We start from the raw sequence: 21,875 nt of genomic DNA on the forward strand, positions 1-21,875 counted from the left end.
GGATGATCATTGACGGGGTGGAGATGAGGGGGCTCGCGGCCGAGGACGCCGCCGGGCTGGCCGACGCACTGCTGCGCAGCCGCGCGCACATGGCGCCGTACGAGCCCACGCGGCCCGAGGAGTACTACACCGAGGCGGGGCAGCGGGCCCGCATCGAGAGCATGCTCGAGGAGCGCGACGGGGGACGGCTCGTGCCGTACGTGCTCGTCGAGGTGGCGGGTGGCGCGGTCGTCGGCGCGATGAACCTGGGCGGCATCGCCCGGGGGCCGCTGTGCAGCGGCGGCGTCGGCTACTGGATCGACCCGCGCCGGCACGGCAGGGGGCTGGCCACCGCCGCGCTGGAGGAGCTCTGCCGCACCGCCCGCCACGAGCTCGGGCTGCACCGCATCGAGGCCCAGACTCTGGTCGACAACCACGCCTCCATGCGGGTCCTGGCCAAGGCCGGATTCACCGAGATCGGCCTCGCCCCCCGCTACCTCCACATCAACGGAGCCTGGCGCGACCACCGCCTCTTCCAGCGGGTGCTGCACGACGAGGCACCGGGGAGGGTGTAGGGGGAGGGAGCAGGCGGAGGGGGCAGGCCCAGGGGGAAGGTCCACGGGGCCCCGCGCGGGGGCTTCCGCTTCGCGTCCGCCGACGGCACTCTGGGGAGGCGACCCAGTCCCACGGCGACGAGGCGGTGACGGGCATGTGGTTCGACTCCGGGCGGGTCTGTCTCGACCTGCTGGCCACCCACGCGTCCCAGACGGCCGGTTCCGGATGCCGGGAGGGCATCCGCGACGGCGACGAGCTGCGCCTGTGGCTGGTCGGCGCCGGGCTGGTCCCCGACCGGACCCCGCTCGGCCGGCTCGGGCCCGACTGGGTGGAGGCCTTCCGCGCCCTGCGCCACGACGTGGCCACCCTCGTACGGGCCGAACTGGCCGGCACCGCCCCGGAGGAGGACGCCCTGGCCCGGGTGAACGCCGCCGCCGCCGGACCACCGCCGGGCGTGTGCGCGGTACGGGACCAGGAGGGCCACCTCGTCCGGGAACTGTGCGGCGGGGTGGAGTGCGCGGGGATGCTGGCCACGGTGGCCCGGGACGCGGTGGAACTCCTCACCGACCCCGGCGACCTGGCCCTCCTGCGCACCTGCGAGCGCGACGGCTGCGCCCGCCTCTACCTGGACACCTCCCGCGGCCACCGCCGGCGGTGGTGCTCGAGCGAACTGTGCGGCAACCGGGAACGGGTGGCCCGCCACCGGCGCCGGGTGCGGGTGGGGGAGGCGGTGGAGGTGGTGGAGGCGTAGGGGGCGGGGCTGGGGGCGGGGTGTCTGTGGGGCGGTCTCAGGGCTGGTGTGGGGGTTTCCCGTCAGTCCCATCGTCCTTCCGGTTCGTGCCGGCCCGTCAAGGGCGCTCCTTCGTCGCGTCGCTACGCGATGGCCTTCGGCCACCCTTGACAGCCCGTCCCGCTCCGGAAAGACAAGGACTGCCGGGAAACCCCCAAAGGAACGGTCACGGGGCAGGAGAAGGGGAGGGGCGGGTCCCTCAGCGGTGAGGCGGGCGGCCGGGCGTCGGCCATGTCCGGATCCGGGGCCCGCCAGGCCCCTGCGGAGCACCCAAGCGCATCAGATCGCTATGCGCTCCTCCCGGCTTGGCGTCCGGCGGCCGTCCGGGGCTGATACCCGCACCACATGTTGACCAGGGCGGCGAGGGAAGCGGGTGGGCGCGTCAGATCGCTACGTGCCTCTCTGGTCCCGGCGTCCGGCCGTCTCGTCTGGGGCTGGTCCCCGACGGGGCCCGGAGGGGCGAGTTGCGGCCAGGGGGCTGCTTTCCTCAGCCGCCGCAGCTCGCGAAGGGTTCGCCGGAGCCGCTGCCGCCCCGGTCCATGGGCTCCCTCGGGGGGCGGGTCAGCAGGCCGCTCTCCTCGGCGAACCTGGGGAGCTGGGCGCGGAGTGCCGCCGTGCCGAACAGGGCGACGCTCAGCAGCAGTTGGTCCGGCTGCTGCACCGTTGCTTCGCGCGCGCCCGCGTGGTCGAGGCGCATCTTGGCGAGCAGCGCCGAACCGCGCAGGGTGCGCCGGGGCCATATCCACAACGCCGCCGCGCCGAGGGCGGCGAGGAGGCCGAGCCACCGCGGCGAGCCGAGCGGAGCGGCGCAGACCGGGAGCAGCAGGACGCGTACGCACCACACCCGTCTGCGGGACACCATCAGCCGCGCCCGCTCCAGTTCCGCCGACATGGCGTGGACGGCCTCCTGCACCCGCTCGCTGTCGCGCAGCAGGCCGCGCGGGTGCCGTGCCCCGTACAGCGCGTGGTACTGGGCGCGGGCCACCTCCGAACAGGGCCTGGGCAGAAGGGCCTTGGCGGGCCGGACGGTCTGCTGCCATCCGGCCTCGACCGAACCGGCCAGATACAGCTCGACCATCCCCGTCTGTGCCGCGGCCCGCCCGCCCCCGCGCAGCAGGGCCGCCTCGGCGGGGGAGAGCGGACGGCCGAGGCGGTCGGGGCCGGGGCGAAGGCGCAGAGCGGCACCGGTCAGCAGGAGGAACCACGCCGCTCCCGTCGTGATCACGAGCATCCGGACCATCTCCTCCCGCGCCGCTTCGCCGGCTGCTGCCAGACCCTAGGCTTCAGCCGTGAACGACACCACACACGGCATACGGATCCGACCGGGCGGCCCGGCCGACGCGCCCGCCGTCCTCGGCATGCTCGACGGCGCTGTGGCCTGGATGAACGCCCGGGGCAACACCGAGCAGTGGGGAACCACCCCGTACTCGCAGAAGCCCGGCGGGGTGGAGCGGGTCGACCGGTACCTGACCGAAAACAGCCCGTACGTCGCGGAGCTGGACGGGATCCCCGTCGGAGCCATGGTCCTCGACTCCGGCCCCAGCCCCCAGATGCCGATCGCTCCGGCCGGGGAACCCGAGCGGTACGTCCGTCTGCTCGTCTCCGACCGCCGCCACGCGGGTCTGGGTGTGGGGGCGGCCCTGCTGGCGCACGCCGCCGACGAGACCCGCCGCGCCGGCCTGGACCTCCTCCGCGTCGACTGCTGGGCGGGCGGCGGGGGTGAACTGGTCGCCTTCTACGAGCGCAACGGTTTCACCCGCACCGACGCCTTCCTGTCCGACACCTGGCCGGGCCAGGTCCTCGCCCGCCGGCTCTGATCCCCGCCCCGTCACCATGCGATCTGACGCGCCCACCGGTCCCGAAAGGGGCCCTGATCGTCATTTCGTGCGGGTGTCAGCCACGGACGGTCGCCGGACGCCCAGCCGGGAGGAGGGCGTAGCGATCTGACGCGCGGGGGTGGACCGCCGGGGGTCTTGGGGGGCCCGGATGCCCGGCGGACCGACGCCCGGCCGCCCGTCTGATCGCTGAGACGCCCGTCCCTTCCCCATGGACCGTGCCGTTCTTTCGGGGGGTTCCCGGCAGTCCTTGTCTTTCCGGGGCGGGACGGCCTGTCAAGGGTGGCCGAAGGCCATCGCGAAGCGACGCGACGAAGGAGCGCCCTTGACAGGCCGGCACGAACCGGAAGGACGATGGGACTGACGGGAAACCCCCGGACCCTCCCCTCCCCCGGCCGGGGACACGGCCCTTCCGCCCCCGCTCCGCCCGGGTCCCGGGACCGGCGTGCGGAGAGGGGGCGGATTCGCGTACGGTTGACGGTCGCCCATGCACGTCAGAAGGGGGCCTTGGTGGCCGCGCAGAATGCCGCTGTCGACAGCACGGCGGATTCCGTCCGCGATCGGGAGATCGCGGTCGAGCAGACGCATCTCGATCAGGTGTACCGACGCCTTGAGGAGAAGATCCACGAGGCCGAGTTCCTCATGAACGACGCCGCCCAGCGCGGACAGGTCGGCACGCCCGGCGCGCTCGCCGAGCGGGACGCGCAGGTCTTCCGCGCCGGGATCCACCTCAACAGGCTGAACAACGAGTTCGAGGACTTCCTCTTCGGCCGTATCGACCTCGTCCTCGGCAAGGACGGGGAGCGCGGCCCGGACGGGGCGTACACCTCCGTCGAGCCCGCCGACGACGCGATCCGCGACGACCTCACCGCCGACATCGCCGAGACCCTGCACATCGGGCGCATCGGCGTGCTCGACTCCGACTACTCGCCGCTCGTGATCGACTGGCGCGCCCCGGCCGCCGCGCCGTTCTACCGGTCCACGCCCAAGGACCCCGGCCGCGTCATCCGCCGCCGCGTGATCCGCTCCAAGGGCCGCAAGGTGCTCGGCGTCGAGGACGACCTCATGCGTCCGGAGGTCACCGCCTCCCTCGACGGCCGGGAGCTGCCCGCCATCGGCGACGGCGCGCTGATGGCCGCCCTCGGGCGGGCCCGTACGCACACCATGCGGGACATCGTCTCCTCCATCCAGGCCGAGCAGGACCTGGTCATCCGGGCTCCCGCCGCCTCCGTCGCCGAGGTGGCCGGCGGGCCGGGCACCGGGAAGACCGCCGTCGCCCTGCACCGGGCCGCGTACCTCCTCTACCACGACCGGCGCCGCTACTCCGGCGGCATCCTGATCGTCTCCCCGACGCCGCTCCTCGTCGCCTACACCGAGGGCGTGCTGCCCTCGCTCGGCGAGGAGGGCCAGGTCGCGATCCGGGCGCTCGGTTCCCTCGTCGACGGGGCCGAGGCGAGCACGTACGACGAGCCGCCCGTGGCCCGGATCAAGGGCTCCTCCCGGATGCTCAAGGTGCTCCGGAAGGCCGTACGGGGCGCCCTGGAGCTCGGCGACGCGCCCGAGCGGCTGCGCGTGGTGGCCTTCGGCCGGCGCGTCGAGCTGGAGGCCCCGGAGCTGAACCGGATCCGGCAGAACGTGCTCGGCGGGACCGCCCCGGTGAACCTGCTGCGCCCGCGCGCCCGCAAGCTGCTGCTCGACGCCCTGTACGCGAAGACCGGCGCGTCCGGCCGGCACAGCGACCCGGAGCTGGCGGCCGAGCTGCGCAGCGCGTTCGACGAGGACGTCTCCACCGAGGACGACTTCCTCGGCTTCCTGAACGCCTGGTGGCCGGAGCTGACCCCGCGCCGGGTGCTGGCCGCCATGGCGGACGAGCGGCGGCTGGGCCGCTGGTCGCGCCGGGACCTGAACCCGCGCGAGACCCGCCAGCTGGCGCGTTCGCTGCGCCGGGTCGGCCCGGACGGCTCCGGCCCCCTCTCGGTGCACGACGTGGCGCTGCTGGACGAGCTCCAGCAGCTCCTGGGGGCGCCCGCGCGGCCGAAGCGGAAGCGGGAGATGGACCCGCTGGACCAGCTCAGCGGGCTGGAGGAGCTGATGCCGACCCGCGAGGAGACCCAGTGGGAGCGGGCCGAGCGGATCGCGGCCGAGCGGACCGAGTACGCGCACGTGATCGTGGACGAGGCCCAGGACCTGACGCCGATGCAGTGGCGGATGGTCGGCCGGCGGGGCCGTACGGGCACCTGGACGGTGGTCGGCGACCCGGCGCAGTCCTCCTGGACGGACCCCGACGAGGCGGCCGCCGCCCGCGACGAGGCCCTGGGGAGCCGGCCGCGCAGGCGGTTCACGCTGACGGTGAACTACCGCAACCCGGCCGAGGTCGCCGAGGTGGCCGCCCGGGTGCTGGAGCGGGCGATGCCGGGCATGGAGCCGCCGACGGCGGTGCGCTCCACGGGCCTGGAGCCCCGCTTCACGGCGGCCGGCGAGGACCTGGGTGCCACGGTGCTGGAGGAGACCCGCCGGCTGCTGGCGCAGGTGGACGGGACCGTCGGTGTGGTCGTGGCCATGGACCGGCGCGCGGAGGCGGCGGGCTGGCTGGCGGACCTGGGCGAGCGGGCGGTGGCGCTGGGCAGCCTGGAGGCCAAGGGGCTGGAGTACGACGCCACCGTGGTCGTCTCCCCGGCGGAGATCGCGGAGGAGTCCCCGGCGGGCCTGCGGGTGCTGTACGTGGCGCTGACCCGCGCGACGCAGCAGCTGACGGTGGTGTCGGCGGCGGGCGACAAGCCGGGCGCGGACGGCGTCCCGGAGCTCCTGCGTCCGTGACGGCGGCGCGGACGGGGCGCCCGTGCCCCGTCCGGGCCTGACCGCCGCCTGACCGCCGCGTGACCGGATTCCGACCCTCCCCGGACGGCCCGCGGCCAGGCGCGTGATCCGGGGTGTCCAAGTCGCGGGAGGGGGACCGCTTCCGGCGATCCTTTGTTAGCCTGGTGAGGACACCGGCTCGATCCAAGCCCCCGGGCCCAACCTTCGTCGCTTAGAGCGACCACTTGCCGCGAGGCGAGCATGGCGGGTCGGTGTCTCAGTCCAGTTCAGGTCCGCGCCCTCCACCCAGTGGGGGGCGCGGACCTGTTTTGTGCCGACCCACCATTCCGAGCGCCGAGAATCTCTCGTATGGTGGAAGAGTCTTTCCGAAATTTGTAGCTGGTTACCTTGTACCGGCTGGTAGGTGGGACGATCGGACAACAGGCCTGCCGCACCCGCCCCCACCGGGCGGGACGCGCGGGCCCTGTAGGTACAGCGAAACCAGGGACAGAAGAGGAAACACGGCCATGGCAACGGCGCCCAGCGTCTCGTATTCGATGACGGTCCGCCTGGAAGTGCCCGCGAGCGGAACCGCGGTCTCCCAGCTCACCACCGCCGTGGAGTCTTCCGGAGGGTCGGTCACCGGCCTCGACGTCACCGCCTCGGGGCACGAGAAGCTCCGTATCGACGTCACCATCGCCGCCACCTCCACCGCGCACGCCGACGAGATCGTCGAGAAGCTCCGCGGCATCGAGGGCGTCAGCCTCGGCAAGGTCTCCGACCGGACCTTCCTGATGCACCTCGGCGGCAAGATCGAGATGTCGTCCAAGCACCCCATCCGCAACCGTGACGACCTCTCGATGATCTACACCCCGGGCGTGGCCCGCGTGTGCATGGCCATCGCCGAGAACCCCGAGGACGCGCGCCGCCTCACCATCAAGCGCAACTCCGTCGCAGTCGTGACCGACGGCTCCGCCGTCCTGGGCCTGGGCAACATCGGCCCGATGGCCGCGCTGCCCGTCATGGAGGGCAAGGCGGCCCTCTTCAAGCGCTTCGCCGGGATCGACGCCTGGCCGATCTGCCTCGACACCCAGGACGCCGACGAGATCGTCGCCATCGTCAAGGCGATGGCCCCGGGCTTCGCCGGCATCAACCTGGAGGACATCTCCGCGCCGCGCTGCTTCGAGATCGAGGCCCGCCTGCGCGAGGCCCTCGACATCCCCGTCTTCCACGACGACCAGCACGGCACCGCCATCGTCGTCCTCGCCGCCCTGACCAACGCACTTCGCGTCGTGGGCAAGGCAGTTGGCGATGTGAAGGTCGTCATGTCGGGCGCCGGCGCGGCCGGTACGGCCATCCTCAAGCTGCTCCTCGCGGCGGGCGTCAAGAACGCCGTCAGCGCCGACATCCACGGCGTCGTGCACGCCGGCCGCCCCGACCTCGTCGACGCGGACGCCGACTCCCCGCTGCGCTGGATCGCCGACAACACCAACCCCGAGGGCTACACCGGCACCCTCAAGGAGGCCGTGGTCGGAGCCGACGTCTTCATCGGCGTCTCCGCCCCGAACGTGCTCTCCGGCGAGGACGTCGCCACCATGGCGGAGGGCGCCATCGTGTTCGCTCTCGCGAACCCGGATCCGGAGGTGGACCCGGCCATCGCGCGCCAGACCGCCGCCGTCGTGGCCACCGGCCGCTCGGACTTCCCGAACCAGATCAACAACGTGCTGGTCTTCCCGGGCGTCTTCCGCGGTCTGCTCGACGCCCAGTCGCGCACCGTGAACACCGACATGATGCTGGCCGCCGCGACCGCCCTCGCCGACGTCGTCGGCCAGGACGAGCTGAACGCGAACTACATCATCCCGTCCGTCTTCAACGACAAGGTCGCTGGAGCCGTCGCGGGCGCCGTCCGCAAGGCCGCCCAGGCCCCCGCTGTGACGGGGCACACGGTCTGATCCCGGCGCGTCGCGGGATGCGGGCCCGGCGGGGCGCCCATAGGGTTGCGGCGATGCCCGCGTGGCCCGCGGTCCGCATCCACCGGAACCCCTGGTGCGGACGGAGCGTCACCGCGGCGTGACTGTGGCGCTTTTCGTGTGACCCTGGCGGGTGCCGGATTGGCTTTCCCGCCGCTGGTGGGGGCAGGATGCGTATCCGGGCGAGAGGGTCTGACGTTCAGACCCGGGTCCGGGGACTGTCCTAGGGCCCTGGCAGCATCGGCTTCGATCTCACGCCTCTAAGGCAAGTTGAACACGGGAGTACAACATGAACCGCAGTGAGCTGGTGGCCGCTCTGTCCGAGCGCGCCGAGGTGACCCGCAAGGACGCCGACGCCGTTCTGGCCGCGCTCGCCGAGACCGTCGGCGAGATCGTCGCCAAGGGCGACGAGAAGGTCACCATCCCCGGCTTCCTGACCTTCGAGCGCACCCACCGTGCCGCTCGCACCGCGCGCAACCCGCAGACCGGCGACCCCATCCAGATCCCGGCCGGCTACAGCGTGAAGGTCTCCGCGGGCTCCAAGCTCAAGGAAGCCGCCAAGGGCAAGTAGTACCGCCCTTGTGCCGAGGGCCGCACAGGCCCTCGGGACGGCAGTGGTACGTAGAACGGCCGAGGGCGGCCACCCCGTACGGGGTGGCCGCCCTCAGGCCTTTCCAGGGCCCCCGCAGGGGCCCCGGAAGGGGAAGTCCGGGCCGGTCCGTCAGACCAGGTCGCCGTTCGGCAGCTCCACCTTGGCGCCGAGCTCCACGAGCTTCTCCATGAAGTTCTCGTAGCCGCGGTTGATCAGGTCGATGCCGTGGACGCGCGAGGTGCCCTCGGCCGCCAGCGCCGCGATCAGGTACGAGAACCCGCCGCGCAGGTCGGGGATGACCAGGTCGGCGCCCTGCAGCTTCGTCGGGCCGGAAACGACCGCCGAGTGCAGGAAGTTGCGCTGGCCGAAGCGGCAGGCGCTGCCGCCCAGGCACTCGCGGTACAGCTGGATGTGAGCACCCATCTGGTTGAGCGCGGAGGTGAAGCCCAGCCGCGATTCGTACACCGTCTCGTGCACGATCGACAGGCCCGTGGCCTGCGTCAGGGCGACGACCAGCGGCTGCTGCCAGTCGGTCTGGAAACCGGGGTGCACGTCCGTCTCCAGCGCGATCGCCTTCAGCGGGCCGCCCGGGTGCCAGAAGCGGATGCCCTCGTCGTCGATCTCGAAGGCGCCGCCGACCTTCCGGTACGTGTTCAGGAAGGTCATCATCGAGCGCTGCTGCGCCCCGCGGACGTAGATGTTGCCGCCGGTCGCCAGGGCCGCGGAAGCCCAGGAGGCGGCCTCCAGGCGGTCCGGGAGCGCCTGGTGGTTGTAACCGCTGAGGCGGTCGACACCGGTGATCCGGATGGTCCGGTCGGTGTCCATGGAGATGATCGCGCCCATCTTCTGCAGTACGCAGATGAGGTCCTCGATCTCCGGTTCGACGGCGGCGTTGCTGAGCTCGGTCACGCCCTCGGCCAGGACGGCCGTCAGCAGGACCTGCTCGGTCGAGCCGACCGAGGGGTAGGGCAGGCGGATCTTGCATCCGCGCAGGCGCTGCGGCGCCTCCAGGTACTGGCCGCCTTCGCGCTTCTCGATGGTCGCGCCGAACTGGCGGAGCACGTCGAAGTGGAAGTCGATCGGCCGGCCGCCGATGTCGCAGCCGCCCAGGCCCGGGATGAAGGCGTGGCCGAGGCGGTGCAGCAGGGGGCCGCAGAAGAGGATCGGGATGCGGGAGGAGCCCGCGTGCGCGTCGATGTCGGCGACGTTCGCGCTCTCGACGTAGGTCGGGTCGAGGATCAGCTCGCCCGGCTCCTCGCCGGGGCGCACGGTCACACCGTGCAGCTGGAGCAGACCGCGCACGACCCGCACGTCACGGATGTCGGGAACATTGCGCAGCCGGCTCGGCTCGCTGCCGAGCAGGGCGGCCACCATGGCCTTCGGCACGAGGTTCTTCGCACCGCGGACACGGATCTCGCCCTCGAGCGGGGTTCCGCCGTGGACAAGCAGGACATCGTTGCCGGTCATGGATCTCGCGTTCCGGAGTGGATGGGCAGGGGACCAGACGTAAGGGTAAGGGCCACCACCCCCATGTTTGTATGGGTGACGGGGCCGTAGGACTGTCATGAATACGGCACAGCACCCTGGGTGTCCGCCATGTAGCGGAGCGTCGTGTTCCGGCGTGCGGGGCGCCACGCGCTCCTCTCTGCCGCCGTGCGCCCTGAGCTGCGCTTGATCCGGTACCGCCGCCCGCTCCCCCGAGGGGCGATTGTGCGAGATCATGTGCGCATGACCGAGGTGTCCTCCCTCACAGGGCGGCTGCTCGTGGCCACCCCCGCCCTCGCGGACCCGAATTTCGACCGCGCGGTGGTACTGCTGCTCGACCACGACGAGCAGGGCTCCCTCGGCGTGGTCCTCAACCGGCCCACCCCCGTGGACGTCCGCGACATCCTGCTCCCCTGGGCCCCGCTGGCCGGCGACCCGGGAGTGGTGTTCCAGGGCGGGCCCGTCGCGCTCGACTCCGCCCTCGGGGTCGCGGTCATCCCCGGCGACGAGGGCCCGCTCGGCTGGCGCCGGGTGCACGGGGCGATCGGCCTCGTCGACCTGGAGACCCCGCCCGAGCTGCTCGCCGCGGCCCTCGGCGCCCTGCGCATCTTCGCCGGCTACTCCGGATGGGGCCCCGGCCAGCTGGAGGACGAGCTGGCCCACGGCGCCTGGTACGTCGTGGACTCCGAACCGGGCGACGTCTCCCACCCCGACCCCGAACGGCTGTGGCGGGCGGTGCTGCGCCGCCAGCGCAGCGAGCTCGCCATGGTCGCCACCTATCTGGACGACCCGTCGCTGAACTGACCCCGGCGGCGTTCAGTACCCTGGATTTATGAGCACTCTTGAGCCCGAGCGCGGGACTGGTACGGGGACCCTCGTAGAACCGACGCCGCAGGTGTCCCACGGCGACGGCGACCACGAGCGCTTCGCCCACTACGTCCAGAAGGACAAGATCATGGCGAGCGCGCTCGACGGCACCCCCGTCGTCGCGCTGTGCGGCAAGGTGTGGGTCCCGGGCCGCGACCCGAAGAAGTACCCCGTCTGCCCCATGTGCAAGGAGATCTACGAGTCCATGGGCGCCGGCGGCGACAAGGACAAGGGCGGCAAGGACAAGTAGGAAGGTCCTGACCTCCGCCGTCGACGGCCCCCGGTGCGCGCGAGAGCGCCCGGGGGCCTTCGCCGTGCGCGCGGGCCGGGTTAGGGTCGGCGCGACGAGCGTCGCCCCGCGGAACGGGAGTCGCGCGCGGCACGCCCGGGCCGGCTGCCGCCGCCCGGGGGGCGGCAGGCCGGCTGCCCCGGAAGGCTGACCCATGGACCTGATCCCGCTGCCCGCGAACGCCGTTCCCGACCCCGAGGGGCGCCGCTACTCCTTCGGCCCCGAGCCGGTGCTCGCCGCCGGGCCCGGCACCGAGGGCGTCGCGCGCTGGCTGCGCCGGGAAGTCGGCGCAGCCACCGGATGGACGCTCCCCCCGCCCGCCCCCGGCGCGCGGGGCGACGTACGGCTGCGGATCGAAGCCGGGGGAGCGCACGGGCTCGGCCCCGAGGCGTACCGGCTCGGCATCGGCGCCGACGGAGTGGAACTGACCGGCGGGGACGCCGCCGGACTGTTCTGGGGCGCCCAGACGCTGCGTCAGCTCCTCGGGCCCGACGCGTACCGCCGGGCGCCGCTGCGCCCCGGACGCGCATGGAGCCTGCCGTACGCGGCGGTCACCGACGCCCCCCGCTTCGGATGGCGCGGCATGATGCTCGACGTCGCCCGGCACTTCACGCCCAAGGACGGGGTGTTGCGCCACATCGACCTGCTCACCGCCCACAAGCTGAACGTCCTGCACCTGCACCTGACGGACGACCAGGGCTGGCGGGTCGAGATCGAGCGCCACCCCCGGCTCACGGAGACCGGCTCCTGGCGGGCCCGCAGCCGGTGGGGCCACCGAGCCTCCCCGCTGTGGAACGAGACCCCGCACGGCGGCTTCTACACCCGGGACGACATCCGCGAGATCGTCGCGTACGCGGCGGAGCGGCACGTACGGATCGTCCCCGAGATCGACGTCCCCGGGCACTCCCAGGCCGCGATCGCCGCCTACCCCTGGCTCGGCAACACCGATGTCGTGGACACCCGGACGCTCGGCGTGTGGGAGGACTGGGGCATCAGCGAGAACGTCCTCGCTCCGACCGAGGACGTACTGCGCTTCTACGAAGGGGTCTTCGAGGAACTGCTGGACCTCTTCCCGGCCGAGGTCTCGCCCTTCGTGCACATCGGCGGCGACGAGTGCCCCAAGGCGCAGTGGCGGGCCTCGCCGGCCGCGCAGGCACGCATCCGCGAGCTGGGCGTGGACGGGGAGGACGGCCTCCAGGCCTGGTTCGTCCGGCACTTCGACGGCTGGCTCGCGGCCCGCGGCCGCCGCCTCATCGGCTGGGACGAGATCCTGGAGGGCGGCCTCGCCGACGGCGCGGCCGTGTCCTCCTGGCGCGGCTACGCGGGCGGCATCGCCGCCGCCGAGGCCGGGCACGACGTGGTGATGTGTCCCGAGCAGCAGGTGTACCTGGACCACCGTCAGGCGCACGGCCCCGACGAGCCGGTGCCCATCGGGTACGTGCGCACGCTGGAGGACGTCTACCGCTTCGAGCCCGTGCCGCCGGAACTGTCGCCGGATGCCGCCGCACACGTGCTGGGCGCCCAGGCCAACGTGTGGACCGAGGTGATGGAGAACCAGGCCCGCGTCGACTACCAGGTGTTCCCCCGGCTGGCCGCCTTCGCCGAGACGGTGTGGTCGCGACTGCCGGAACCGGAATCCCGTGACTGGGCCGGCTTCGAGGCGCGCGCGACCGCCCACCTGGCCCGCCTGGACGCCCTCGGGGTCGACTACCGGCCACCGGCCGGACCGCTGCCCTGGCAGCGGCGGCCCGGAGTGTCCGGACGCCCGATCGAAGGCGCGCCCCCGATCGTGTGACCCGGGGGCACGGGGGGCGCTCCCCTGCCGGCCATTCGGAAGCGGAACTCTTCGGGAACCGCGGGAACTCTGCCTCAAAGAAGCCGTATACGGCGGAAAACGGACGTCAGGGCGGATCGTGTGCGGGTGGTGCCCGGCCCCGCCCGCACGCCGCGCCCCGGCTGCGTAGGGGCGGCGGCAAGGCGCGGGCCGGCGCCCGGTACACGGGCGACCCTCGCGCCGGGCGGCCCCGAAGATGTGCCAGAGTTGCCACGTCCCGGCGGTGAGCACGTACCGTACGGCGGACAGGCGTGAGCGCCGGGACCGGGACATCGGGAAGGGGCAGCCGGGTTGACCACGCACGCACCGCACACACCGCATTCGGCTCAGGGGCCGCACGCACCGCATCCGGCTCAGGAGCCGCAGGCGCAGCGGGCGCAGTCCGTGACGCTGCCGGCCTCGCTCGACGAGGCCGTCGCGGCACTCGCCGCCATGCCCGCGGCCGTGCCCGTGGCGGGCGGCACCGACCTCATGGCCGCCGTCAACGCCGGGCTGCTGCGCCCCGCCGCCCTGGTCGGCCTCGGCCGGATCAACGAGATCCGCGGCTGGCAGTACCAGGACGGGCACGCGCTCCTCGGCGCCGGGCTCACCCACGCCCGGATGGGACGGCCGGATTTCGCCGCCCTCATCCCGGCGCTGGCCGCCGCCGCCCGCGCCGCGGGCCCCCCGCAGATCCGCAACGCCGGCACCCTCGGCGGCAACATCGCCTCGGCCGCGCCGACCGGTGACGCCCTGCCGGTGCTGGCCGCGCTGGAGGCGGAGCTGGTGATCGTCGGACCCGGCAGCCTCGGTGACTCCGGCTGCTCGCAGCGCGAGATCCCCGTCTCCCACCTGCTGGCCGGGCGCGACATGCTGCGGCCGGGCGAGCTGATCGGCTTCGTGCGCGTGCCGCTGCTGCACGCCCCGCAGGTGTTCCTGAAGGCCACGGGCCGCACGGGACCGGGGCGCGCGCTGGCGTCCGTGGGGCTCGTCCTGGACCCCGCGCGCCGGGGCGTGCGGTGCGCGATCGGCGCGGTGGCCCCGATGCCGCTGCGGCCGCTGGAGGCCGAGCAGTGGGTGGCCTCGCTGATCGACTGGGACGGGGACCGCGGCCTGGCCCCCGAGGCGCTGGAGGCCTTCGGCGAGTACGTCGCGGCCGCATGTGTGCCCGACCAGGGGGAACAGACGTCCTCCGGAGTACTCCATCTGCGGCGGACGGTGGCCGTGCTGGCGCGCAGGGCCCTGGGGAGGGCGCTGACCTCATGAGCGAGAACGAGAACGTGAGCGGAACGACGGGGAACGCTGCCGGGGCCGGGAACGGCTGGGGCTGGGAGCCGGTGCCACAGGGCGGCGAGTACGACAACGAGGCCACGGCCTTCGTGCAGCTGCCGCAGGAAATGCTGGACGCGCTCGACAGCGGGGAACCGCTGGCGGCGCCCGGGCACGGCTTCGTGCCGCCGCCGATGATCCTGCCGCTCGGGTCGGGCAGTGCGGACCCCTCCGCCACCGGAACCTGGACGATGCCGGTGCAGTGGCCGGACGCGGGCTCGGGGACGGGCCCCGGCGCGGGCGCCGGCCCCGGCCCGCAGGCGCCCGCCCGGGCGCCGATCCCGGCGTCGATCCCGCTCCCGGCATCGGTGGCCGCCGCCTTCGCGGCGGCCGGGCCGGCGGGGGAGCCCGAGGCGGAACCGCAGGGCGGTGCCCCGTACGCGGAGTCACCGGGCGGGGCGCCGGGCGGGGCCGCTCATGCCGACCAGCAGGGCGGGCCGCACGGCACGCTCGGCGGGGGGCTGCGCGTGGAGTCGCCGGGCGGGGCTGCGCATGCCGACCCGTACGCGGACCCGTACGCCGAGCCGCACGCCGACCAGGATTCCGGCTCGACCGCCGAGTGGCACTTCCCCGAGGCGGTACACCGCTCCGAGGACCCGGTGGCCACCGGGCAGTGGACGCTGCCCGGCGATGCGGGCGACCCCGCCCTGGACGGCGGCTGGACCCCGGCCGCGCCCGCGACGCTGCCCGGCGGCGCCTCCGCCCCCTGGGCCCCGCCCGAGGCGGCCGAGGCGGGCTCCGGCGTGCTGCTGAGCTCCGGTGTGCTCCCGGGCGGGGCCGCGGGTGCGCCCGCGGGGCCCGGCTCCCCCGGGCGCGGTCCGAGGGTGCTGGGCGGCCCCGGTGTGGGCACCCCGCTGCCCGACGGCTACCTCCAGGCGGCCGGGCCGGAGCCCGAGGCCGTGCCCGCCGCCCCGGACATCGAGGCCTCCCACGGCCCGGCGGAGATGCCGGTCGAGGGCGAGCGGCCGCGTCCGGCCGGGGACGGCGGCGCCGAGGGCGCCGAGGGCACCGGACACGGCTTCGCGCAGGCCCCGGCGCAGGCTCCGGCCGCAGCGGAGGCCGCGCCCGTGCCGGATGACGGCGGTGCCGACAGCGGTGTGACACCTCCGGGCGAGGGCGACACCGGGAGCTTCCCGGTGCGGGAGAACGCGTACGAACAAGAGGGCGCCCCCGCCGTCGCCCATCACGAGCATCCGGCGGCTTCCTACGTCCTGCGCGTCAACGGCGCCGACCGGCCCGTCACCGGGGCGTGGATCGGCGAGTCCCTGCTGTACGTGCTGCGCGAGCGCCTCGGCCTGGCCGGCGCCAAGGACGGCTGCTCGCAGGGCGAGTGCGGGGCCTGCGCGGTCCAGGTCGACGGGCGGCTCGTCGCCTCCTGCCTGGTCCCGGCGGCGACGGCGGCCGGCAGCGAGGTGCGGACCGTCGAGGGCCTCGCGAGCGGCGGGGAACTCTCCGACGTGCAGCAGGCGTTGTGCAGGTCGGGCGGGGTGCAGTGCGGGTTCTGCGTGCCCGGCATGGCCATGACCATCCATGACCTGCTGGAGGGCAACCACGCCCCCAGCGACCTGGAGACCCGCCAGGCGCTGTGCGGCAACCTCTGCCGCTGCTCGGGCTACAAGGGCGTCATCGAGGCAGTCCGCGAGGTCGTCGCCGAGCGCGAGGCCAACGCGGCGCAGTCCGACGCGCTCATCCCGCACCAGGCCCAGCCCGGCGAGGGCGGGATCCACCCGGCGGCGCACACCACGGACGGCTTCGACCCCTTCGGCGCGAACCCGGGCTCCGGCGTGTTCGACAGCCAGGACGGCTACGACGCGACCGGCGGCTACGACGGCCAGGGCGGTTTCGACGGCCAGGGCGGCCAGGGCGGCCAGGGCGGCTACGACGGCCAGGGCGGCTTCGACGGCCAGCCCGGCTTCGACGGCCAGACGACCGGCCCGACCGGACCCAACGGCCCGACCGGACTCGGCGGGGACCAGCACAACGGAGGCATGGCGTGAGCGGCCAGGACGCGGCCACGGCGACGGCCGGCACCACCACGACCACCACCATGGCGACGGTGAGCCTCGGCACCGACGGCGACACCGAACAGCCGCGCCCCCTACGCGGAATCGGCGTCTCCGTCCCCCCCGCCGACACCCGCGCCAAGGCCGAGGGCACCTTCCCCTACGCCGCCGACCTGTGGGCCGAAGGCCTGCTGTGGGCCGCCGTACTGCGTTCCCCGCACGCCCACGCCCGCATCCGCTCCATCGACACCTCGGCCGCCGCCGAAATGCCCGGCGTGCGCGCCGTCATCACCCACGCCGACGTCCCCGGCGCGACCACCCACGGCCGGCGCATCGCCGACCGGCCGGTCTTCGCCCACGACGTCGTACGCCACCACGGCGAGGCCATCGCCGCCGTGGCCGCCGACCACCCCGACACGGCACGCCTCGCCGCCGCCGCCATCACGGTCGAGTACGAGCTCCTGGACGCCGTCACCGACCCCGAGCAGTCCTTCGGCGCGCCCCCGCTGCACCCCGACGGCAACCTGATCCGGCACATCCCGCTCCGCTACGGCGACCCGGAGGCGACGGGCGAGGTGGTCGTCGAGGGCCTCTACCGGATCGGCCGCCAGGACCCCGCGCCCATCGGCGCCGAGGCCGGCCTCGCCGTGCCCCGGCCCGACGGCGGCGTGGAGCTCTACACCGCCTCCACCGACCCGCACACCGACCGCGACCTCGCCGCCGCCTGCTTCGGCCTGGAACCGGACCGCGTACGGGTCGTCGTCACCGGCGTCCCCGGCGCCACCGCCGACCGCGAGGACGCCGCCTTCCAGCTCCCGCTCGGCCTGCTGGCCCTGCGCACGGGCTGCCCCGTGAAGCTGGCCGCCACCCGCGAGGAGTCCTTCCTCGGCCACGCCCACCGCCACCCGACCCTGCTGCGCTACCGCCACCACGCCGACGCCGAAGGCCGGCTGGTCAAGGTCGAGGCCCAGATCCTGATGGACGCCGGCGCCTACGCCGACGCCTCCGCCGAGTCCCTCGCGGCGGCCGTGGCCTTCGCGTGCGGCCCGTACGTCGTCCCGCACGCCTTCGTCGAGGGCTGGGCCGTCCGTACGAACAACCCGCCCTCCGGCCACGTCCGGGGCGAGGGCGCCATGCAGGTCTGCGCCGCCTACGAGGGCCAGATGGACAAACTCGCCGCCGCCCTCGGCATCGACGGCGCGGAACTGCGCATGCGCAACGTCCTGGCCACCGGCGACCTGCTCCCCACCGGCCAGACCGTCACCTGCCCGGCCCCCGTGGCCGAACTGCTGCGCGCGGTCCGCGACTACCCGCTGCCCGCCCTCCCCAAGGACACCCCGGATGAGGAGTGGCTGCTGCCCGGCGGCCCCGAGGGCGCGGGCGAACCGGGCGCGGTGCGGCGCGGCGTCGGCTACGGCGTGGGCATGGTCCACATGCTCGGCGCCGAGGGCGCGGACGAGGTCTCCACCGCGACAGTGAAGGTCGTGAACGGCACGGCCACGGTCATCTGCGCGGCCGTCGACACCGGCCAGGGCTTCGCCACCCTCGCCCGCCAGATCGTCCAGGAAGTCCTGGGCATCGACGAGGTGTCGACGGCCCCCGTCGACACCGACCAGCCGCCGGCCGGCCCCTCCGCCCACGGCCGCCACACCTGGGTCTCGGGCGGAGCCGTCGAGCGGGCCGCCAAGATGGTCCGCACGCAGCTCCTCCAGCCCATGGCCCACAAGCTCGGCATGTCCATCGAGCTGCTGCAGATCGCGGACGGCCGGATCACGTCGTACGACGGTGCCTTCTCCATGACGGTCGCGGAGGCCATACAGGGCAAGGAGCTCTGGGCGACGGCCCAGTGCCGCCCGCACCCGACCGAACCGCTGGACGCGGACGGGCAGGGCGACGCCTTCGTCGGCCTCGCCTTCTGCGCCATCCGCGCGGTGGTCGACGTGGACATCGAGCTCGGCTCGGTGCGGGTCGTGGAACTGGCCGTGGCCCAGGACGTCGGCCGCGTCCTCAACCCCCGCCAGCTGGAGGCCCGTATCGAAGCGGGCGTCACCCAGGGCGTCGGCGCGGCCCTGACCGAGAACCTCCGCTCGGTGGCGGGCCTGGTACGCCACCCCGACCTGACCGGCTACGCCCTGCCGACGTCCCTGGACGCCCCGGCGGTCCGCATCGTCCGGCTGGTCGAGGAGCGGGACGTGGTGGCCCCGTTCGGCGCGAAGGCGGCGAGCGCCGTCCCGGTGGTGACCACCCCGGCGGCGGTGGCCTCCGCGGTCCGCGCGGCGACGGGCCGTCCCGTGAACAGGATCCCGATCCGGCCGTCCGCGGCCGTGGTGGCGGGAATGCCCGGGGTGCCGGGTGTGCCCAACTCCTGACGGTTTGGGCCCTGTCGGCGCCGGTCGTTGGAGTGACACGAGCGGGTGCGGACGGGGACGGGGACGGGGACGGGGGAGGGCATCGTGGCGGTGGACAACGGTCCGGGTCCGCTGGGGGTGAACGTCGCCGGGAGCGTGGCGGACGCGGTGAGGGCCCAGGCGAAGGCGCTCGAGGTCGAGTACGAGTCGATGACCGCGTACAAGAACCGCGTGGACGCGCTGCTGAAGACCCTCGACGGCTCCGAGGCCGACGCCGGCAGACTCGCCCACGGCACCCTCCCGGCGGGCACCCTGGGCAAGGGCTTCGCGGAGGCGGACGCGCTGTTCAAGGCGTACACGACGGTCCACGCCGAACTGCAGAAGCTGTCCCAGGGCCTCGCGGGCCAGATCGAGGCACTGGGCATCGCCGTCCTGACGGCGGGCAAGGGCTACGGCGGCGTGGACGAGGAGACGCAGGCCCGCATGCGGGCCCTCATCAAGAGTTCGAAGGAAGCCTACGTCCGGGACCGCGACCCGCTGGCGCGGCAGGAGAACGAGGCCACCCGGGTTCCGAGCAAGGGCACGATCTGATGGCGACGACGGACTTCGAGGGCTACACGCACGAACAGCTGCTCGGGATGATCGCCTCCCTCGACCCGGAGACGGTCAAGACGCGCGCCACGCAGCTGACGGAGGCGGCCGCCGCCATCAAGGAGATCGGCGAAAGCCTCAAACGGCACCGGGTCACGGGCTGGGAGGGCGAGGCCGCGCACGCCTTCCAGGACTGGGTGAGCCGAGCGGGCAGCGCGACGCTGAAGCTGGGCGCGTACAGCGAGGCGGGCGGCAAGTGGATGACCGAGGCCGCCCAGACGATGGTGGAGGTCAAGGCCAACACCCCGAAGTACGACGCGTCGGCGGCGGAGAACCTGGAGGCGGCGCGCAAGCACCACCACGACCCGGACGCCCAGCAGCTGGCCCGCACGGCCCACACGAAGCTGACCACGGACCACGCGCAGGCGGTACAGCAGCTGACGAAGCTGGCGCAGTCGTACGAGGCGTCGACGACCCAGATGAACAAGGCGGAACCCCCTACGTTTCCGCCACCGCCGGGGGTGTTTGCACCCAACGAATCGTTCCACGAGACCAGTGACTTCGGGCGTGCCAGTGATACCTCTGGAAGTTCTGGCACAGGTGGCTCTGCTTATGCGTCGTCAGCTCTGGGCAGCTCGGCCTCCTCGGCTGCAACCGATCCTCTAGCGGGTCGTCGGCCTTCGTTTGACAGTGCGATCCCCCTGGGGGCTGGATCGTCCATCAGCCCGCCCTCAGTCGCCCCAGACTGGAACGTGGACGTGGATCTCGACCATGTCGCGACGCCGCCGGACAGGACACCGCCTTCAACGTCTGGTCTGCCTGCCGGACCCGGACCGGACGGACCTGGTGTCAATCCTCCCCACGGGGCCCTCCCGTCTTTGGCACTCCCACCGATCAGTGGGCCGCCAATGTTGGGCGGTGACCCACTGCCCCTAACACGGCCGCCAGCTGCCTCTAATGGCAAGGCTGGTGGCATCCCGGTGCCTCCACTCCACGACACGGGGGTCGTGGGTGGCCGACCGGTTCCCATTGGCGGACCCAGTGCAGGCATTCCCCGTGGCACGGTCATCGGTGCGGATGGTCCGCATACGGGCGGTCGAGTGGTGCCCGGAATGATGGGTGGCGGCTTCGGCTCCCCGCAGGGCACGTCGAGTGGTCCGGTGACTGGTCGTCGACTGGCCATAGAGCCGGGTGGCGTTGTAGGTGGACGTCAGGTTGCGCCTGGCGGTCAGCCGTTCACCCAGGCCGGCACCGGCCTCGCGCGCGGGTCGGGCGTGGGAGTGGTAGGCCCTGGTGGGGGCCCTTCCCAGGCTCCGAGCTACAGGCGTGGAGGCCAGGGTGGCAACCGCCTCCTGGCCGAGGACGAAGAGACCTGGGAAGGCAACCGTCGTGTTGTTCCGCCGGTAATCGACTGAGTTGAACGGACCTGGCACGAGGTGCACATGCGGAAGGTGATCGCGGCCCTGGTGGGCCTGCTGCTGGCTGGAATCGCTGCGGTTCCAGCCCACGCGGAGACAGTGCGATCTAAGCAATGGCATCTCGATGCGATGAAGGCCGATGAAATTTGGAAAATCAGCACAGGTAAGGGAATCACCGTTGCGGTGATTGACACAGGCGTCGCTCGGATTCCCGAACTCGAAGGTCGAGTTGTTCCTGGAATGAATTTCACGCCAGAAACGATCTACGGCGACGAGCGAGTCGATTATGGAAATCACGGCACGTCCATGGCCGCGACTATTGCAGGGAACGGAAAGGGCCCTGGTGGTGCCGAGAGCGCGTATGGACTCGCCCCCGATGTGAAAATCCAGCCTCTGCGCATCGATATGAATGGCAACGGAATGTCCGTCAATACCACGCTGGCTGATGCCATCCGCTACGCTGCGGACTCCGAAGCTAGGATCCTTAACGTCTCATTAGGTTGGAGCGACAGTGATGTCCTGAGGGGCGCTGTGAAACATGCGTTGGCCAAGGGCAAGCTGATTTTTGCTGCCGTGGGTAACGATGGCGACACTCAGGTGAACTATCCGGCTGCTGTTCCCGGAGTAGTGGGTGTTGGGGCGGTTGACGCTGACGGTGCCGCGACCAAGGAATCCACACACAATGCCTCCGTGGACGTTTCTGCACCCGGCGTTGACATCATCAGCGGATGCAGCAGCAAAACAGGCCTCTGCACCAGCCACGGCACCAGTGACGCCACCGCCCTAGCCTCGGCCTCCGCCGCCCTCCTCTGGTCCGCCCACCCCACCTGGACCAACAACCAGATCCTCCGCGTACTCCTGAACACCGCCGGCAAGCCCGTCGACGGCGCCGAGCGCAACGACTACATCGGCTACGGCGTCGTCCGCCCCCGCGTCGCCCTCCCCACCCCCGGGGACCCCGGCCCGGCGGACGTGTTCCCGCTCCCCGATCTCGCCGCCGCCGCATCGGCATCGGCATCCGCACCGGCCAACGCTCCCTCCCCCGGGGGAAAGATCACGCCATCCCCTGCGCCGGAGGCCGCGACTGCGGTAGACAAGGGCGACGGCGACAGCCTGCCCTGGATCGCCCTCGGGCTGGTGGCCTGCGTCCTCATCGGCGGGGCCGTCGCCGCAGTCGTCGTACGCCGGACCAGGCGCTGAACTGACCTGACCCGG

At 73.0% G+C, this 21,875-nt stretch carries 17 protein-coding genes; 15 read left to right on the forward strand and 2 right to left on the reverse strand.

Annotation, left to right across the window (positions count from 1 at the left end; all coding sequences use genetic code 11):
• Positions 1-2: 2 nt before the first annotated feature.
• Together ACFY7H_RS23235 and ACFY7H_RS23240 are read left to right on the forward strand one after the other, a co-directional pair.
• Positions 3-554, forward strand: a complete 552-nt coding sequence (locus tag ACFY7H_RS23235; RefSeq protein ID WP_388940858.1) for a GNAT family N-acetyltransferase — start codon at positions 3-5, stop codon at positions 552-554.
• 134 nt (positions 555-688) lie between these two features.
• Positions 689-1,285, forward strand: coding sequence for a CGNR zinc finger domain-containing protein (locus ACFY7H_RS23240; RefSeq protein WP_388940861.1), 597 nt, complete (start codon positions 689-691; stop codon positions 1,283-1,285).
• Positions 1,286-1,811: 526 nt separating this feature from the next.
• Here the strand turns inward: ACFY7H_RS23240 and ACFY7H_RS23245 are convergent.
• Complete coding sequence (locus ACFY7H_RS23245) at positions 1,812-2,555, reverse strand: TIGR04222 domain-containing membrane protein (RefSeq protein WP_388940863.1); 744 nt, start codon at positions 2,553-2,555, stop codon at positions 1,812-1,814.
• Between the two features lie 58 nt (positions 2,556-2,613).
• Here ACFY7H_RS23245 and ACFY7H_RS23250 point away from each other — a divergent pair, with 58 nt between their 5' ends.
• The 4 genes from ACFY7H_RS23250 to ACFY7H_RS23265 all read left to right on the forward strand — a co-directional run bounded on the left by ACFY7H_RS23250 (position 2,614) and on the right by ACFY7H_RS23265 (position 8,496).
• On the forward strand, positions 2,614-3,141 hold the full coding sequence (locus ACFY7H_RS23250; RefSeq protein WP_388940865.1) for a GNAT family N-acetyltransferase: 528 nt from the start codon (positions 2,614-2,616) through the stop codon (positions 3,139-3,141).
• A gap of 528 nt (positions 3,142-3,669) precedes the next feature.
• Entirely contained in the window at positions 3,670-5,976 is a 2,307-nt protein-coding gene (locus tag ACFY7H_RS23255; protein ID WP_388940868.1) for a HelD family protein, read from the forward strand.
• A 506-nt stretch (positions 5,977-6,482) separates the two neighbouring features.
• The gene (locus ACFY7H_RS23260; protein ID WP_388940871.1) at positions 6,483-7,907 is read left to right on the forward strand and encodes an NAD-dependent malic enzyme; all 1,425 of its coding nucleotides are present in this window, start codon (positions 6,483-6,485) and stop codon (positions 7,905-7,907) included.
• Positions 7,908-8,214: 307 nt separating this feature from the next.
• Positions 8,215-8,496, forward strand: a complete 282-nt coding sequence (locus tag ACFY7H_RS23265) for an HU family DNA-binding protein (protein ID WP_007264399.1) — start codon at positions 8,215-8,217, stop codon at positions 8,494-8,496.
• A gap of 150 nt (positions 8,497-8,646) precedes the next feature.
• Here the strand turns inward: ACFY7H_RS23265 and murA are convergent, their stop codons facing one another.
• Positions 8,647-9,984: a UDP-N-acetylglucosamine 1-carboxyvinyltransferase gene (gene murA, locus ACFY7H_RS23270; protein WP_388940874.1), complete on the reverse strand. Its 1,338-nt coding sequence runs from the start codon at positions 9,982-9,984 to the stop codon at positions 8,647-8,649.
• A 261-nt stretch (positions 9,985-10,245) separates the two neighbouring features.
• Between murA and ACFY7H_RS23275 the strand changes: the two genes are divergently transcribed.
• The 9 genes from ACFY7H_RS23275 to ACFY7H_RS23315 all read left to right on the forward strand — a co-directional run bounded on the left by ACFY7H_RS23275 (position 10,246) and on the right by ACFY7H_RS23315 (position 21,860).
• Positions 10,246-10,806 carry a YqgE/AlgH family protein gene (locus ACFY7H_RS23275; RefSeq protein WP_388940877.1) on the forward strand — a complete coding sequence of 187 codons (561 nt, stop codon included), beginning with the start codon at positions 10,246-10,248 and terminating at the stop codon, positions 10,804-10,806.
• Between the two features lie 28 nt (positions 10,807-10,834).
• Positions 10,835-11,119 (forward strand): DUF3039 domain-containing protein, encoded by a 285-nt coding sequence (locus ACFY7H_RS23280; RefSeq protein WP_007264396.1) that lies wholly within the window; start codon positions 10,835-10,837, stop codon positions 11,117-11,119.
• A 193-nt stretch (positions 11,120-11,312) separates the two neighbouring features.
• Positions 11,313-12,953 carry a beta-N-acetylhexosaminidase gene (locus tag ACFY7H_RS23285; protein ID WP_388940880.1) on the forward strand — a complete coding sequence of 547 codons (1,641 nt, stop codon included), beginning with the start codon at positions 11,313-11,315 and terminating at the stop codon, positions 12,951-12,953.
• A gap of 423 nt (positions 12,954-13,376) precedes the next feature.
• Complete coding sequence (locus ACFY7H_RS23290; RefSeq protein ID WP_388940883.1) at positions 13,377-14,237, forward strand: FAD binding domain-containing protein; 861 nt, start codon at positions 13,377-13,379, stop codon at positions 14,235-14,237.
• Complete coding sequence (locus tag ACFY7H_RS23295; protein ID WP_388940886.1) at positions 14,234-16,297, forward strand: (2Fe-2S)-binding protein; 2,064 nt, start codon at positions 14,234-14,236, stop codon at positions 16,295-16,297. The genes ACFY7H_RS23290 and ACFY7H_RS23295 overlap by 4 nt, the downstream gene beginning before the upstream one ends.
• Positions 16,298-16,347: 50 nt before the next feature.
• The gene (locus tag ACFY7H_RS23300) at positions 16,348-18,672 is read left to right on the forward strand and encodes a xanthine dehydrogenase family protein molybdopterin-binding subunit (RefSeq protein ID WP_388941242.1); all 2,325 of its coding nucleotides are present in this window, start codon (positions 16,348-16,350) and stop codon (positions 18,670-18,672) included.
• Positions 18,673-18,756: 84 nt separating this feature from the next.
• Positions 18,757-19,242, forward strand: a complete 486-nt coding sequence (locus ACFY7H_RS23305; RefSeq protein WP_388940889.1) for a DUF2563 family protein — start codon at positions 18,757-18,759, stop codon at positions 19,240-19,242.
• On the forward strand, positions 19,242-20,657 hold the full coding sequence (locus ACFY7H_RS23310; protein ID WP_388940891.1) for a WXG100 family type VII secretion target: 1,416 nt from the start codon (positions 19,242-19,244) through the stop codon (positions 20,655-20,657). Before ACFY7H_RS23305 ends, ACFY7H_RS23310 begins: the two co-directional genes overlap by 1 nt.
• A 27-nt stretch (positions 20,658-20,684) precedes the next feature.
• Positions 20,685-21,860: a S8 family serine peptidase gene (locus ACFY7H_RS23315; RefSeq protein ID WP_388940894.1), complete on the forward strand. Its 1,176-nt coding sequence runs from the start codon at positions 20,685-20,687 to the stop codon at positions 21,858-21,860.
• The last annotated feature ends 15 nt before the right edge of the window (positions 21,861-21,875 follow it).

The sequence above is a fragment of the Streptomyces sp. NPDC012794 genome (assembly GCF_042901085.1).
Lineage (GTDB): Bacteria > Actinomycetota > Actinomycetes > Streptomycetales > Streptomycetaceae > Streptomyces.